The 14265-nt window shown below is 70.1% G+C and carries 14 protein-coding genes; 8 read left to right on the plus strand and 6 right to left on the minus strand.

What is annotated here, in order from left to right; translation table 11 throughout:
* Positions 1 to 83: 83 nt before the first annotated feature.
* The 3 genes from IMT31_RS05930 to IMT31_RS05940 are packed head-to-tail and all read left to right on the plus strand — an operon-like array spanning position 84 to position 2529.
* Positions 84 to 926 (plus strand): ABC transporter substrate-binding protein, encoded by an 843-nt coding sequence (locus IMT31_RS05930; RefSeq protein WP_345360214.1) that lies wholly within the window; start codon positions 84 to 86, stop codon positions 924 to 926.
* Positions 923 to 1741: an amino acid ABC transporter permease gene (locus tag IMT31_RS05935; RefSeq protein WP_345360211.1), complete on the plus strand. Its 819-nt coding sequence runs from the start codon at positions 923 to 925 to the stop codon at positions 1739 to 1741. The genes IMT31_RS05930 and IMT31_RS05935 overlap by 4 nt, the downstream gene beginning before the upstream one ends.
* Positions 1742 to 1752: 11 nt before the next feature.
* Positions 1753 to 2529 (plus strand): amino acid ABC transporter ATP-binding protein, encoded by a 777-nt coding sequence (locus IMT31_RS05940; protein ID WP_413544080.1) that lies wholly within the window; start codon positions 1753 to 1755, stop codon positions 2527 to 2529.
* A 35-nt stretch (positions 2530 to 2564) separates the two neighbouring features.
* Here IMT31_RS05940 and IMT31_RS05945 read toward each other — a convergent pair whose 3' ends face one another.
* Positions 2565 to 3095 carry an SRPBCC family protein gene (locus tag IMT31_RS05945; protein ID WP_413544081.1) on the minus strand — a complete coding sequence of 177 codons (531 nt, stop codon included), beginning with the start codon at positions 3093 to 3095 and terminating at the stop codon, positions 2565 to 2567.
* A gap of 34 nt (positions 3096 to 3129) precedes the next feature.
* Between IMT31_RS05945 and IMT31_RS05950 the strand changes: the two genes are divergently transcribed.
* The gene (locus IMT31_RS05950) at positions 3130 to 3777 is read left to right on the plus strand and encodes a sugar O-acetyltransferase (protein ID WP_345360202.1); all 648 of its coding nucleotides are present in this window, start codon (positions 3130 to 3132) and stop codon (positions 3775 to 3777) included.
* Between the two features lie 7 nt (positions 3778 to 3784).
* On the opposite strand, the gene IMT31_RS05955 is transcribed toward IMT31_RS05950, so the two are convergent.
* Positions 3785 to 5182, minus strand: a complete 1398-nt coding sequence (locus IMT31_RS05955; protein WP_413544082.1) for a glucose-6-phosphate dehydrogenase — start codon at positions 5180 to 5182, stop codon at positions 3785 to 3787.
* A 59-nt stretch (positions 5183 to 5241) separates the two neighbouring features.
* Between IMT31_RS05955 and IMT31_RS05960 the strand changes: the two genes are divergently transcribed.
* A complete protein-coding gene (locus IMT31_RS05960; RefSeq protein ID WP_413544083.1) occupies positions 5242 to 7077 on the plus strand; it encodes a glycoside hydrolase family 15 protein in 1836 nt (611 codons plus the stop codon).
* A gap of 71 nt (positions 7078 to 7148) precedes the next feature.
* On the opposite strand, the gene IMT31_RS05965 is transcribed toward IMT31_RS05960, so the two are convergent.
* Entirely contained in the window at positions 7149 to 7775 is a 627-nt protein-coding gene (locus tag IMT31_RS05965) for a hypothetical protein (protein WP_345360193.1), read from the minus strand.
* A gap of 74 nt (positions 7776 to 7849) precedes the next feature.
* On the opposite strand from IMT31_RS05965, the gene IMT31_RS05970 reads away from it, so the two are divergent.
* Positions 7850 to 8491 (plus strand): class I SAM-dependent methyltransferase, encoded by a 642-nt coding sequence (locus tag IMT31_RS05970; RefSeq protein ID WP_345360190.1) that lies wholly within the window; start codon positions 7850 to 7852, stop codon positions 8489 to 8491.
* 79 nt (positions 8492 to 8570) lie between these two features.
* Here the strand turns inward: IMT31_RS05970 and IMT31_RS05975 are convergent, their stop codons facing one another.
* Together IMT31_RS05975 and IMT31_RS05980 are read right to left on the minus strand one after the other, a co-directional pair.
* Positions 8571 to 9137, minus strand: coding sequence for a VOC family protein (locus tag IMT31_RS05975; protein WP_413544084.1), 567 nt, complete (start codon positions 9135 to 9137; stop codon positions 8571 to 8573).
* Positions 9138 to 9242: 105 nt separating this feature from the next.
* Complete coding sequence (locus IMT31_RS05980; RefSeq protein ID WP_413544085.1) at positions 9243 to 10904, minus strand: alpha/beta-hydrolase family protein; 1662 nt, start codon at positions 10902 to 10904, stop codon at positions 9243 to 9245.
* Between the two features lie 79 nt (positions 10905 to 10983).
* On the opposite strand from IMT31_RS05980, the gene IMT31_RS05985 reads away from it, so the two are divergent.
* A complete protein-coding gene (locus tag IMT31_RS05985) occupies positions 10984 to 11769 on the plus strand; it encodes a DedA family protein (protein WP_378109374.1) in 786 nt (261 codons plus the stop codon).
* Here the strand turns inward: IMT31_RS05985 and IMT31_RS05990 are convergent.
* Positions 11760 to 12200, minus strand: a complete 441-nt coding sequence (locus IMT31_RS05990) for a YccF domain-containing protein (protein ID WP_345360181.1) — start codon at positions 12198 to 12200, stop codon at positions 11760 to 11762. The two genes, IMT31_RS05985 and IMT31_RS05990, sit on opposite strands and share 10 nt — an antisense overlap.
* A 64-nt stretch (positions 12201 to 12264) precedes the next feature.
* On the opposite strand from IMT31_RS05990, the gene IMT31_RS05995 reads away from it, so the two are divergent.
* Positions 12265 to 14265, plus strand: a complete 2001-nt coding sequence (locus IMT31_RS05995; RefSeq protein ID WP_413544086.1) for a penicillin-binding transpeptidase domain-containing protein — start codon at positions 12265 to 12267, stop codon at positions 14263 to 14265.

The raw sequence follows: 14265 nt of genomic DNA on the forward strand, positions 1-14265 counted from the left end.
GGAATCCGACCACATGCCGGTAAACTGACCGTCTCCATGCCACCCCGCAATCCGCCGGGAGGCCCCCGCACCGGAAGAACCCCATGCTCCCGTCCCGCACCCGCCGCCCCCATGCGGCCACCGCAGTCCTCGCGGCTGTCCTGGGCGTCGGCGCGCTGTCCCTGAGCGGATGCGCCCTCATCGGGCCCCAGCTCGGCGAATCCGCCGCCAACGAGGCCGACCCGTTGGTCGAGACCCTCGATCTGGTCAATCCCGGCCAGCTCACCGTCTGCTCGGATATCCCCTACCCGCCCTTCGAGTTTCAACAGGGCAACGATCTGGTCGGCTATGACATCGACATCGTGCAGCGCATCGCCGACGACCTCGGAGTTCAGCTGTCCGTCATCGACTCCTCCTTCGAAGCCATCGAATCCGGTTCCTCGCTGACGGGCTGCGACGTCAACGCCTCCTCGATCTCGATCACCGAGGCCCGCCAACAGGTCATGGCCTTCTCTGACCCCTACCTGGATGACGACCTGGTCCTGGTGGCCGAGAAGGGCTCCGGCATCACGGACCTCGAATCCGCTCGCGGCCAGCGCGTGGGGGTGCAGGCCGCCACCACCGGCGAGCGCTTCGCCGAGGAGAACGGACTCAACCCCGTCCAGTTCGAGGACGGCGGCATGCAGATGGAGGCCCTACGGGCCGGCACCGTGGAAGCCGTGCTGGGCAACCAGTCCGTGGTGCTCTACAACGTCAAGGACGATCCGAACTATGAGGTGGTGGCCGAGCTGCCCACGGGCGAACAGCTCGGGGTCTCGGTGGCTCCGGACAAGGCCCAGCTGCTCTCGGCCGTCAACGCCTCGCTGCAGGGCATGGCAGAGGACGGCAGCCTGGACGAGTCCCGGGCCCAGTGGTTCGGCGAGAGCGCAACGGAGGGCACCGAATGAGCACCACCGCCTCCGCCGCCCCGCGGAAGATGACCAACCGCCGCAAGCGGCAACTCTCCCTGGGACTGCAGGCCGGGCTCTTCGTCCTGGTGATCGTGGTCCTCCTGGTGATCATGGACTGGGAGACGCTGGGCCATTCCGTCTTCAACTTCGCGGAGATCGGCCCACTGTTCCCGGACATCATCCTGGTCGGGCTCGGCAACACCCTGCTGTACACGGCCTCCTCGTTCGTCGTCGGGCTGTTGGGCGGCATGCTGCTGGCCCTGATGCGCTTGTCCTCCTTCCCGCCATACCGTTGGCTCGCCACCGGGTACATCGAGCTGTTCCGCGGATTGCCTGCTCTGCTGGTCTTCATCGCCTTCGGCTATGGCGTCCCCTTCGCCTTCGGCATCCAATGGCCCATCCCGCTGGTGGTGATGGTCTCGCTGGGCATGGTGTCCTCGGCCTATATCGCCGAGACCCTGCGCGCGGGTCTCCAGGCCGTTCCGAAGGGCCAGGTGGAGGCCGCCCGCTCCCTCGGGATGCCTGCGTGGCGTGCCATGGTCACCATCGTGCTCCCCCAGGCGTTCCGACTGGTGCTGCCGCCGCTGACCAACGAGATCATCCTGCTGACCAAGGACTCCTCCCTGGTCTACGTCCTCGGCCTGGCAGCGTTCGAATACGAGCTGACCAAGTTCGGCCGGGACGGCATCACCGCCCTGGACGCCGGCCTGACCCCCGTGCTGGTGGCCGGCGTCATGTACCTGATCATCACCGTCCCCCTGTCCCTGTTGGCCCGCCGGTTCGAATCGCGCACCAACCGCACCCGCGTCTGAGAGGCACGACGTTGAATCAGACTCACGAGACCATCCAAGCCGGCGGATTCAGTATCTCCGGCCTCCACAAGTCCTATGGCTCCAACGAGGTCCTCAAGGGCATCGACCTGAGCGTTGCCCCCGGTGAGGTGGTCTGCCTGATCGGGCCCTCGGGCTCCGGCAAGTCCACCCTGCTGCGCTGCGTCAACCTGCTCGAGACCCCCAACCAGGGCACCGTGACCGTCAGCGGCTTCGACGCCACGGACCCGGAGGTGGACCTCAATGCCATGCGCCGCCATGTGGGTATGGTGTTCCAGCAGTTCAACCTGTTCCCCCACCTGTCCGTGCTGCAGAACTGCACGGTGGCCCAGACCAAGGTGCTGGGGCGCCCCCAGGCCGGGGCAGCCGCCGTCGCGCGGGAGAACCTGGCCCGCGTGGGGCTGGAGGGCTTCGAGGAGCGCTACCCGGACCAGCTCTCCGGCGGCCAGCAACAACGCGTGGCGATCGCCCGGGCCCTGTCCATGGACCCGCAGCTGATGCTCTTCGACGAGCCGACCTCCGCGCTGGACCCCGAGACCGTGGGCGAGGTGCTCTCCGTGATGCGGCGCCTGGCCGCGGCCGGGATGACCATGCTCGTGGTCACCCATGAGATGGGCTTCGCCCGGGACGTGGCGGACCGCGTGGTCTTCATGGACGGCGGCGTGGTGGTGGAGGAGGGCCCGGCCGAGCAGATCATCGGCTCCCCCGCCCAGCCGCGCACCCAGGACTTCCTGCGCCGGGTGCTGAATCCGACCGAGGTGGATCTGTAGGTCCTGACGGACTCCGCCACCCGGTCAACCGTGGTTCAGGACTCCGTGTCGGCCGCCGCATCAGGGGTGTAGTGCTCCCGGAGTGCGGGGTGGTAGTCGGCGAAGTCCACGGCCTCCACGTCCTCGCCCTCCAGAGCCGCTGCGAGCCGGTCGAGGTAGTACTCCCAGCCGGGGCCCACGTCCCCGGCCATGGACCCGGAGCCGGCCACGGGCTGGCGGAACACCAGGTCCGTCCCGTCCCCCGCCTCCCCGGCGTCCAGGGACAGGCGCAACAACCAGCCGGCACCGGACGGTTCCGTGAGCGTCACCTCCAGACGGGAGGGGCGTTCGCAGGCCTCGATGACGCAGGTCTCGGGCCGGTCCGGGGCCTCCACCATGGCCAGCTGCACGCTGCCTGAGGCGGGGTCACCCGTGTAGGTGCCGAACCAGCGCAGCAGCTCCGGATCCGTCAGGTAGGCCCACACGTCCTCCGGCGGTTGGCTCAGCGTCCGCTGGATCTGGATCGTCCGCCCCTCCGGTCCGTCCACGAGGGTGCCGGTGGGTTCGCGGGTTCCGTGTTCAGGCATGCGACCATTCTGTCCCCTCTGGCAGGCTGGGTCCATGACCAGCTCCGCCGATGCCGCCGGCTCCCCGTTCTTCCCCGATGACCGCTCCATGTATGAGCGCATGCTCGCCGGCAAGCCCTACCTGGCCAACAGCCCGGAGGTCGCCGCGCTGTCCACCCGCGCCCAGTTGCTGACCGAGCGGTACAACACCACCTCGGTCACCGAGGGGGAACTCCGCCACCTGCTGCTGGTGGACCTGCTCGGGACGGTCGGCGAGGTGATCGAGATCCGGCCACCGTTCCACGTGGACTACGGCGCGCACCTGCACATCGGCGAGCGCTTCTTCGCCAACTTCGGATTCACCGCCCTGGACTGCGCAGAGATCCGCATCGGCTCGGACGTGCAGATCGCCACCAACGTGCAGCTGCTCACGGCCACCCACCCGCTGGAACCGGGGCCCCGCCGGGACAAGTGGGAGGGCGCCGCGCCGATCACCCTCGGGGACAACGTGTGGCTCGGCGGCGGGGTGATCGTGGGCCCCGGCGTGACGATCGGAGAGAACACGGTGGTCGGCGCCGGCTCCGTGGTGGTCAAGGACCTGCCGGCGAACGTGGTGGCGGTGGGCACCCCGGCCCGGCCCGTCAGGGGGCTCCCCGCGGATCCGGCGGGCGGCTGGGACCGCAGCGCGGTGGAGGAGCACTGAACCGCGGCTACACCGGACCGGGGGAACCTGCCTCGTAGTCCTGCAGGGGTGCACTCCCGGAGGCATAGGCGTCCACGATCTCGGCCAGAATGCGCCAGCCCTCCTCCGCGCCGTCGCCGCGGACGGTGAAGGCCCGCTCCCCCTCGAACACCCAGCGGAGCACGGAGCCGTAGGCGGTCAGTCCCGGTTCCGGCAGTTCCGCGGACAGCACCGTGCGGGTCATGCCCCGGGAGTCGAAGGGGCCACCGGCGTTGAGTTCCAGGGCGATCCGCTCATCTTCGAAGCCCACCCGCACCACGTCCGTGGGCATCGGATCCGCGGAGGGGAACTGCTCGTAGCGGTGCGGCGGACGGCGGAAGACCACGGTGATCTCCTGCCGCGGCGAGCCGATGGCCTTGCCCGAGCGCAACACCACGGGGACGCCACTCCACCGCCAGGAGTCCACCTCCACCACCACCTGGGCGAAGGTCTCCGTCCCTCGCCCCGGATCCACGCCCTCCTCCTGGACGTAGGAGGGCAGTGACCGGCCGCCCACCTCCCCCGCGGTGTACCGGCCACGCACCACGGTGGGGAGTCCGCCGGGATTCCCGGCGGACTCCGGCCAGAGCCTCGTGGCACGCAGCACGTGGGCGGTGTTGGCGGGGATCTCCACGCCGTCGAATCGGGTCGGCGGATCCATCATCACCAGGGCCATCACCTGCAGCAGGTGGGACTGGATCATGTCCCGCGCGGCGCCGTTGGCATCGTAGAAGCCCGCCCGCCCCTCCAGCCCCAGCGTCTCGTCGAACACGATCTCGATGCGCTCGATGTGATCCCGGTTCCACAGGGGCTCCAGGATCCGGTTGGCGAACCGCAGGCCCACGAACCCCAGCACCCCGGGCTGGCCGAGGAAGTGGTCCACCCGGAGGACCCGCTCGGCGGGAACGAACCCGGCCAGCAGGGCGTTCAGCTCCCGTGCCGAGTCCAGGTCCGTGCCGAACGGCTTCTCCAACACCAGCACGACGTCGGCCGGCAGCAGATCCCGGACGTGCAGCTCCCGCAGGGCCTCACAGGCGGCCACGGTCACCGAGGGAGGCAGTGCGAAGTACAGCCCCACCGGGCCCTCCACGTCCTCGAGCAGCTCCCCCAGGTCTTCCGGACTGCTCGCGTCAGCGGTGACCCAGCGGGTCGAGTGAAGAGTCCGGCGAACGGCTGGCAGGTCCATCCGGTCGGCGTCGAGCACCCTGCCGAAGGCTCCCCGCACCACGTCCGGGAAATCGGGGTCCTCGCCCTGTCCCACCCCCACCACGGCCAGGCCCCGTGCGGGCGTCCCGGCGGCCAGGCAGGTGGCCATCCCGGGCAACAGCAACCGCTGGGTCAGGTCGCCCCCGGCCCCCAGGATGACCAGGGTGCGCAACTCGCTCATGGACCCACCGTAACGCCGCAGCCCTGGGCTGGGAACGGCACGTCAGATATACAGGAACGATGACGGCGCACCGATCGACACCGCTCGAGGACTACGCACTGCTCTCCGATCTCAGCACCGGCCCGCTGGTCTCCCGCCACGGCTCCGTCGACTGGCTCTGCCTGCCCCGCTTCGACTCTCCCGCCCTGTTCTCCGCACTGCTCGGCGGGCCGGACGACGGCCGCTGGAGGCTCTGGGCGCCGGGCGGCGAGGTGGTGGAGCGCCGCTACGTGCCGTACACCTTCATCCTGGAGACCCTCTGGCGCACCCCCACGGGCACGGTCCGGGTGACCGACTTCCTGCCTCCGTCCGGGGACCAGGACGACCTGTACCGAAGGGTGGAGTGCCTGGAGGGCGAGTTGGTGGTGGAACACGATCTGCGCATCCGCTTCGACTATGCCCGCGCCCTGCCCTGGTTCCGCCGTGTGGAGGTGCCCGGCGGACCGGCGTTGCTGTGTACGGCAGGCCCGGACGGGGTGCTGGTGTCCGGACCGCTGCTCCACGCCACCACGTTCCCGGACGGTCAGCCGGGTCCCGCCGGCAACCCCGCGCCGCGCCTGGCCGGACGGTTCCGGCTGCGGGCCGGAGAGGACCTGGCCTGGACCCTGACCTGGTTCCCCTCCTGGGACGAGCCCCCCGTGCCCCGTGCAGCGGCGGACGCCCAGCGGCAGACCCACGACTTCTGGACGGCCTGGGCCGCCCGACTGGTGGTCGACTCCCCGGATGAGCACCTGGTGACCCGGTCCCTGCTGGTGCTGCGAGCCCTGACCAACCTGAAGACGGGCGGGATCGTCGCCGCCCCCACCACCTCGCTGCCCGAGGAGTTCGGCGGCTCCCGCAACTGGGACTACCGCTACACGTGGCTGCGCGATGCCGCCCTGACCATCGAGGTCCTGGTGTCGCACGGCTTCACCGAGGGCGCCCTGCACTGGCGGGCGTGGCTGTTGCGCGCCGTGGCCGGAGACCCGGAGAAACTCCGGATCATGTACGGGCTCGGGGGCGAACGGGAGCTGGACGAGAAGGAGCTGGAGCACCTCTCCGGCTACGAGGGCTCCCGGCCCGTGCGCATCGGCAACGGCGCCGCGGGCCAGTACCAGGCCGACGTGGTCGGCGAGGTGATGCTGGCCCTGGCCCAGCTCCGGGACGCCGGGGTGCGGGAGGACGAGTACACCTGGGGGCTGCAGAAGTCCCTCCTGGGGTTCTGCGTGCGGAACATCGACCGCAAGGATCACGGCATCTGGGAGATGCGCGGAGAGCCGCACTATTTCACCCATGGGCGGGTGATGATGTGGGCGGCCTTCAACGAGGGCCTCCGGGCGGTGGCCGAGCACGGCCTGGACGGGGACGCCCAGGCCTGGACCCGGCACCGGGACGCCCTGCGCGCCGAGGTCCTGGACCGCGGCTTCAGCACCTCATTGAACTCGTTCACGCAGACCTACGGCGGCAGCGAGGTGGACGCCTCCCTGCTGCAGCTGCCGCACACCGGATTCCTCGCCGCCGATGACCCGAGGATGCTCGGCACCGTGGCCGCGATCGAACGCGATCTGCAGGGCACCCGCGGCCTCGTCCACCGCTACCGCACCGACTCCGAACTGGACGGCCTGCAGGGGCACGAATACGCGTTCCTGATCTGCTCATTCTGGCTCGTGGAGCAGTATGCCCGGTCCGGGCGGCTGGACGAGGCCGAGCAGACCATGGCCCAGTTGTGCGCCTGCGCCACGGATCTGGGGCTGCTGGCCGAGGAGTATGACGCCGGCTCGGGCCGCCTGGCGGGCAACTTCCCCCAGGCCTTCTCCCATCTGGCCCTCATCCGCGCCGCGGACGCCATCCAGAAGGCCCGGAGCGCCGACCGCTGACCGGCCCCTGAACCACCGCGGCCCGGCACCTTCCGTGGGGAAGGGGCCGGGCCGCCGTCGGGCAGAGGAGCTCAGATGCCCTGGCGCAGCTTCTGCAGGTCCTTGCGGGCGGCGCGCAGGGCGCCGGTCTGCTCCTCGCGGGCCTTGTTGATGGCCTCGGCCTTCTCAGCGGCGGCGGCACGGATGGCCTCGGCCTGCTCGTTCTTCGCAGCCTCGATGGCGGCCACCTTGGCCTCCTTGGCGGCCTCCAGCTTGCTGGCGCGCTTGGTGGCGGCGGCGTTCTTGCGGCCGGTGCGGTTCACGGCGCCGTCCACCAACAGGGCGGTGCCGATGCCGAACAGGAAGACGTCCTTGGCCACGGCGGTGCCCTCCTCGGAGGGGCGGATGCCGTCCGACTCGGTCATGAAGTCGGTGTTCTTGTACATGGCCAGCAGGCCGCCCGAGAAGGCGGTCACCGCGGCGCCGGCCAGCCAGCCCGGAACGAACGGCAGCAGGCAGGCGGCGCCGACGCCGATCTCCGAGGCCACGATGAACTGCTTGAACTGCTTCGGCGTCAGATCCTTCAGGAACGGCAGCCCGTTGGCCCCCAGATCCCTCATCTGTTCTGCCTGCTCGTCAGTGAGCTTGGTCTTGTTGACGCCGGAGTTGAGGATGAAGGCGCCGGCGGTCAAGCGGAGAGGGATCTGGGCGATGCTCATGGAGTTTCCTTCCGATGGGACTCTGATTCCGACCTCAGCCTATAACCACCCGGCGGTCGCGGGATACTGGAGACATGGACGAACACACCGAGGACGCCTCCCAGCAGAACCTCTGGGCCCAGATGGTGGCCAGGGACCCCGAGCATTCCCGCCGCTACGCCGAGCGCTGGCGCCGGCTGGCTGCCGAGGGCATGGACCTGGACGGGGAGGCCCGGCTCATCGACGCCATGGCCTCCCGCGGTGCCAGGATCCTGGACGCCGGCTGCGGTACCGGGCGGGTGGGCGGCTACCTGGCGCGGCGCGGCCACCGGGTGACGGGGGTTGACCTGGACGAGCACCTCATCGAGGTGGCTGCGGAGGACCACCCCGAGGCCGACTGGTTCGTGGCGGACCTCGAACGTCTGGACGCCGGTGCCCTGGCAGACCTGGGCGAGACCGAGCCCTTCGACCTGGTGTTCTCCGCCGGCAACGTCTTCGGGTTCCTCTCCCCCGCCTCCCGCGGCGAGGTGCTGGCCCACCTGTACGCGCTGCTGCGGGACGGGGGCCGCGCCGTGATCGGCTTCGGCGCCGGGCGAGGCTATGACTTCGCGGATTTCCTGCACGACGCCGGCCGGGCCGGCTTCACGGTGCAGGGCCGGTTCTCCACGTGGCAGTTGGACCCCCTCCCGGCCGACGGGTCCGCAGCGGACTTCCTCGTCACGGTGCTCTCCCGCTGACCCCCACCCCCCAGGCACAAAGTGACCTCACCCCCACCGTTGTGGCGTGGTCTGGTCACTTTGTGATCGCGGCGTGCCGCTATTCCCCCTGGGCCCCATGGGCGTCCTGGGCGGCGTCCATCAGGCCCTCGATGCTGAGTCGGTTCATGCCCATCATCGCGGTCTGCACGCGGGCGGCGGCGTCCTGATCCGTGCCGCTGTCTCCACCGGCCAACAGGTCCAGGAGGACCTGCGGGACCACCTGCCAGCGCACCCCGTAGCGGTCCTCGACCCACCCGCACGCCACCTCGCGGCCGCCCTCGGAACTGAGGGCATCGGCGAAGTGGTCCACCTCCTGCTGGTTCTCGCACAGGAGCTGGAAGGACACGGCATCCGTGTGGGGCACGGGGTCCTGGGAGCCGTTGAGGCCCACGAAGCGCTGGCCGTCCAGTGTGAAGTCCACGGTGAGCACCTCGCCACGCTTCAGGAGGACCTCCCGTTCCGGCGCCACGTCGATGCTGCTGCGGTGGACGGCGTCCACGTGTGAGCTGGGTCGGTAGCCGGCGAAGGTCTCCACGTAGAAGTGTGCGGCCTCCTCGGCCTGGCCGTTGAACCAGAGGCAGGTCACCATCTGCGGGCGTGTTCCGGGATCCTGGGTGGTACTCATACCTCCAGTGTTCTCCGGGGAGTGGACCGGACGCCACGGTTGACGGCCACCGGTGACGGCCACCGCCCGGCAGTGCGCTGCAGTGCCCGCCCCGAGCCTCTGCCGTCAGGCGAAGTTCGGCACGATCGTCCGGCGGATCGCCTGGGCGAGGGTGGAGAAGTCCTGCATCGGGTCCTGGCCGAGCACGGCCGCCCAGTACTGCAGCATCTCCTCCACATAGCGGTGTCCGTGTCCGCCCGGCACGGACACGGACTGCGGCATGTCCGAGGCCACCTGCCAGAACGTGACCCACGGCATCCACCGCAGGGTGCGGGAGACGTCCAGCCCGGCGTTCTCCTTGGCCCAGTCCGGCTTGCGCCACAGCAGCTCGGGGCTCCACCACACGATCGGGTCGGAGGCATGCTGGGCCACGACGACCCGTGGCGCGTCCCACGGGCCGAACGGCACCCCCGTGAAGTCGGTGATCAGGTCCTCGGGCTTGGTGGCGAAACGGACGTGCCGGCCGTCGTCCACCACGGGCGCGATCTCAGGGGTGCCGCGGCGCCGGAAGGGCGCCAGCGAGGTCCAGAGGTCGGTGAACCGCGGCAGCCCGGACCAGACCGCGCCGTCCACGCGGCGGAGCATGTCCTCCAGTCCCTCGAAGGCCTCGGTGCCGCCGAGGGCACCGAGGGACTCGCCACCCACGAGCAGCCTCGGCCGCCGGTCCGGGGGCCGCCGTTCCAGTTCCCGCTCGATCGCGGACAGCAGAGCACCCGCCGCGAGCACGGGTGTGGTGCGGTCGGCGAAGAACGCGACTCCGGAGGGCAGGTAGGTGTACTGCATGGAGGCCAGGGCACAGTCGCCGCCGGTGAGGAACTCCACGGAGGACGCTGACCACTCCTGGAGCCAACCGGTGCCCGTGGTGGTCAGCACCAACAAGACCTCGCGGTCGAAGCCGCCGGTGCGGTGCAGCTCGGCGACGACGGCCGCGGCCGTGGCCTGAAGATCCCGGCCCTCGCTCCAGCCGGCATAGGCACGGATGGGTGTGAGGGCCGGACGTCCGGTGGCCTCCTCGATGTCCACGGCGCGCGGGCCGTCCGAGACCACGGCCTGCCCCTTGGCGCCCAGCGTGCTCCAGACCTCGAGGGACGCCTCGGAGCCGGAGCGTTCCGGTTCCACGGGCGGCACCCGCCCTGGCAGCAGTTTGGCGTTGGCCTCCTGGGCGGCCTTGGACAGCCGCTCCAGCAGGCGACGATAGACGACCCTGTCCAGCACGAAGGCGGTGCCCGTGGCTGTGGCACCGATGCCGATCGCGGCCGCCACCCCGTCCGGCATCACGGGCTTGAGCGCCTTGGCCACGTTCTCGGCCACGGCCTTGATCCCGCGGCCCACGGAGACGAGGCCGGCGGTCATGACCAGTCCACCGGCCACGCCCAGTACGTGCTCGCGGGTGCGGACGGGGCGGGTCTCCATCAGTCCGGCGATCTCCGCCTGGGCCCGGAGGCTCCTGAGCCAGGTCAGGCCGCTGATACCGAACATGATCCAGGGCAGGGTCTGCGTGACGGGACGGAACCTCTCCTCGTCGATCCGCACCTCGATGCCGAGCGCGCGGCCGAGGCCCCGGGCGGTCGCCGCACCGGAGGCACCGATCACGTATCCGAAGGTCTGGGACACCCCCGTGGCCGCCGTGGTCATCCACCAGGTGCGCGGGATGAAGCTCGGGGACAATGACACCCAACTCATGATGTGGGCTCCGACCAGCCCGGACGTGTCGGGTCTCAAGCGCATGGTCTCATTATGCCTGCCCATCTCCACGGGTTGCAGGGCGTGGGCCGTCGGCACCCCCGCGATCCGCGAGAATGGTGCCATGACGCTTCTGACCACCACAGCATCCGCCGCCGGCGCCTCGGGAGGACCGGGATCCTCGGGCGAGGTCTCCTATGGCTGGCTGGGGGACATCGTCGTCTCCATCATGGAGGCCATCGGCCCGGTCGGCGTGGCCGTGGCCGTGTTCGCGGAGAACCTCTTCCCCCCGATCCCCTCCGAGCTGATCCTGCCGCTGGCGGGCTTCACCGCCGCGGGCGGGCAGTTCGGCCCGTGGGAGGCGACCATCTGGGCCACCGTGGGGTCCGTGGTCGGCGCCCTGATGCTCTACGGGATCGGTGCCTGGCTGGGCCGCGTGCGCATGTACAGGATCGCGAACTGGCTGCCCCTGGTGGACATCGATGACGTGGAGAGGACGGAACGCTGGTTCAACCGGTACGGCTACTGGACGGTGTTGCTGGGCCGCATGGTCCCGATCTTCCGCTCGCTGATCTCCATCCCGGCCGGGATCGAACGGATGAACCTGTGGCTGTTCACCCTGTTCACGTTGATCGGCTCCGGGGTCTGGAACACCATCTTCGTCTGGGGCGGTTTCCTGTTGGGCGAGAACTGGCACGTGGTCTCCGACTACGCGGATGTCTTCTCCAACATCGTGCTGGCCGCCGTGGTGATCTTCCTCGTCTCGTGGATCACCACCCGCGTACTGCGCAACCGCCGGCGCGCCAAGGATCCGGATTTCCGGCAGACCACCCCGGAAGAGGCGGCGGCGCGCATGGACGCCCTACTCTCCGAGGCCCCCGGGCAGCGAGCCTCTGACGCTCAGCGGTAGCCGGCCTGCGCGGCCGGCAGGTACTGCGGCAGGGAGCGGGCCTGCCCCGAGTCCACGATCCTCTTGCCCAGCGGCATCAGGGAGACGGGGATCATGCGCAGGTTGGCGATGCCCAGCGGGATGCCGATGATCGAGATGAACATGGGGATGGCAGTCAGCACGTGGCCGATGGCGATCCAGAGGCCCGCCACGATGAACCAGATGATGTTGCCCAGGCCCGTGAAGACGCCCAGTCCCGGCTGGGTGTCCACCACCGTCCGGCCGAAGGGCCACAGGGCGTAGCCGGCGATCCGGAACGAGGCGATGCCGAAGGGGATCGTGATGATGAGGACGCAGCAGATCAGCCCGGCCAGGAAGTAGCCCAGGGCCAGCCACAGCCCACCGAAGACCAGCCAGATGATGTTGAGGATCAGGTTCAGGGTGCCGTTCATGTGTCCATGGTCCCAGCTGGGCCGGCCAGCGGCTACTCTGGCGGGAGTCTGCTCAGGAGAACCCATGGAGAGAATCAGGGCCGTCCGGCCCGTTGCGGCCGTCACCGTGGCCACCGCACTGCTGCTCACCGCCACCGGCTGCTTCGGGCCCACGCGCCCCTCGCCCCAGGAGGCTGCGACCGCCCTGGCCACCGCGATCTCCACGGGTGACTTCTCCGCCGTGCCCCTGACGGCCTCGGCCGAGCAGGTCCCGGGACAACTCGAGGATGCGCTGGCCGGACTCGAGGACCATGAGGCCACTGCCACGGTGGACTCCGCGGAGCCCGACGGTGAGGACCAGGGCCGTGCGACCGCTCACCTGACCACGGCCTGGGACCTGGACGGCACTGACTGGAGTTACTCCACGGACGCCCAGCTGGTCTGGGACGACGAGGCGCAGCAGTGGCTCGTGGACCTGCGCCCGGATGACGTGGTGGCTGGGCTCGCCACCGGCGGCACGGTCTCCGTCTCCTCGACCCCCGCGGAGCGCGGGGCCATCCTGGACGGGGCGGGCGAGGACCTCATGATGGAGCGGGACGTCGCCATCCTCGGCCTGGACAAGTCCCGCCTGGAGGCCGAGGGCGAGGAGTCGATGGCCGAGGTGGTCGCCACCTCGGCCGCGGCGGTGGCAGAGGTGGCGGACGTGGACGCGGAGTCGTTCGTGGCGCGGGCCGAGGCGGCCGGGGATCAGGCCTTCGTGCAGGCCATCACGCTGCGCAACAACGGCGCCACGCAGATCCCGGCCGTCCAGATGCAGGACATCCCGGGCGGTCGGATCATCGAGGACACCGCGGTGCTGGCCCCCACGCGGGCCTACGCACGGGACGTCCTGGGGACGTTCGGGGAGCCGAACGCGGACCAGATCGAGTCCTCGGACGGTGAGCTGACCGCCGGTGTCCCCGCGGGGCTGTCCGGCCTGCAGGCCGATGAGCAGGAGCGTCTGGCCGGCACCCCGGGCATCGCCGTCACCATCACCAACCCGGATGACACCGGGGAGGACGGCGAGGGCTCTGTGGAGGAGGACGCGGAGTCCGGGGAGGGCAACGAGAGCGTGGTCTTCAGCACCGAACCGGTGTCCGGCCAGGACGTGGCGTCCACGCTGGACCGGGATGTGCAGGAGGAGGCGGAGGCCGTCGTCGCCGCCTCGGAGGTGCCGGCGGGGCTGGTGGCGATCCGCCCCTCGGATGGCCATGTGCTGGCGGCCGCCTCCGGGCCAGAGGGCTGGCCGGTGGCCGTCTCCGGCTCCTACGCGCCGGGCTCCACGTTCAAGGTGGTCACGACGTTGGCACTGCTGCGCTCCGGACTGGACCCGCAGGACACCGTGCAGTGTCCGGCCACCCTGACCGTGGACGGCATGGCGGTGGGCAACTATGACGGCTACCCGGACACCTCCGTGGGCGAGGTCCCGTTCGCCGAGGCCTTCGCCGAGTCCTGCAACACCGTGTTCGTGGGGGCCCACGACACCGTCTCCGCAGCGGATGAGGCCGAGGCGGCCCAGGCCCTGGGGCTGACTCCCGAGCCACAGACCGGACTGTCCTCGGCGTTCTTGGGTTCCATCCCTGACGACTCCACCGGAACCGAGCACGCCGCCAACCTCTTCGGCCAGGGCGTGGTGGAGGCCTCCCCGCTGGGCATGGCCACCGTGGCGGCGTCTGTGGCCGCCGGACACACGGTCCGTCCCGTCTTCCTCACCGATCCAGCCGTGGACGCGCCGGTTCCGCCGGACACGGGGATCACCACGGAGGAGGCCGAGCAGCTCCAGAGCCTGATGGCCGGAGTGGTGGAGACCGGCACGGCCGAGATGCTGCAGGAGGTCCCGGGAGCTCCCGTGTTGGCCAAGACGGGCACCGCCGAGTTCGTGGCGGACGGCGAGGACCTGGCCCACACCTGGCTGGTGGCCATCCACGGCGACCTGGCGGTGGCCCTGTTCTTCAACGAGGGCCTCGGCGGCGGCCATGACAACGGACCGGTGGTTCGGGACTTCCTGACCGCGGTGGAGGAGATCATCCCCTCTGAATCCCGATAG

The sequence above is a fragment of the Citricoccus nitrophenolicus genome, from assembly GCF_047305825.1.
Lineage (GTDB): Bacteria > Actinomycetota > Actinomycetes > Actinomycetales > Micrococcaceae > Citricoccus > Citricoccus nitrophenolicus.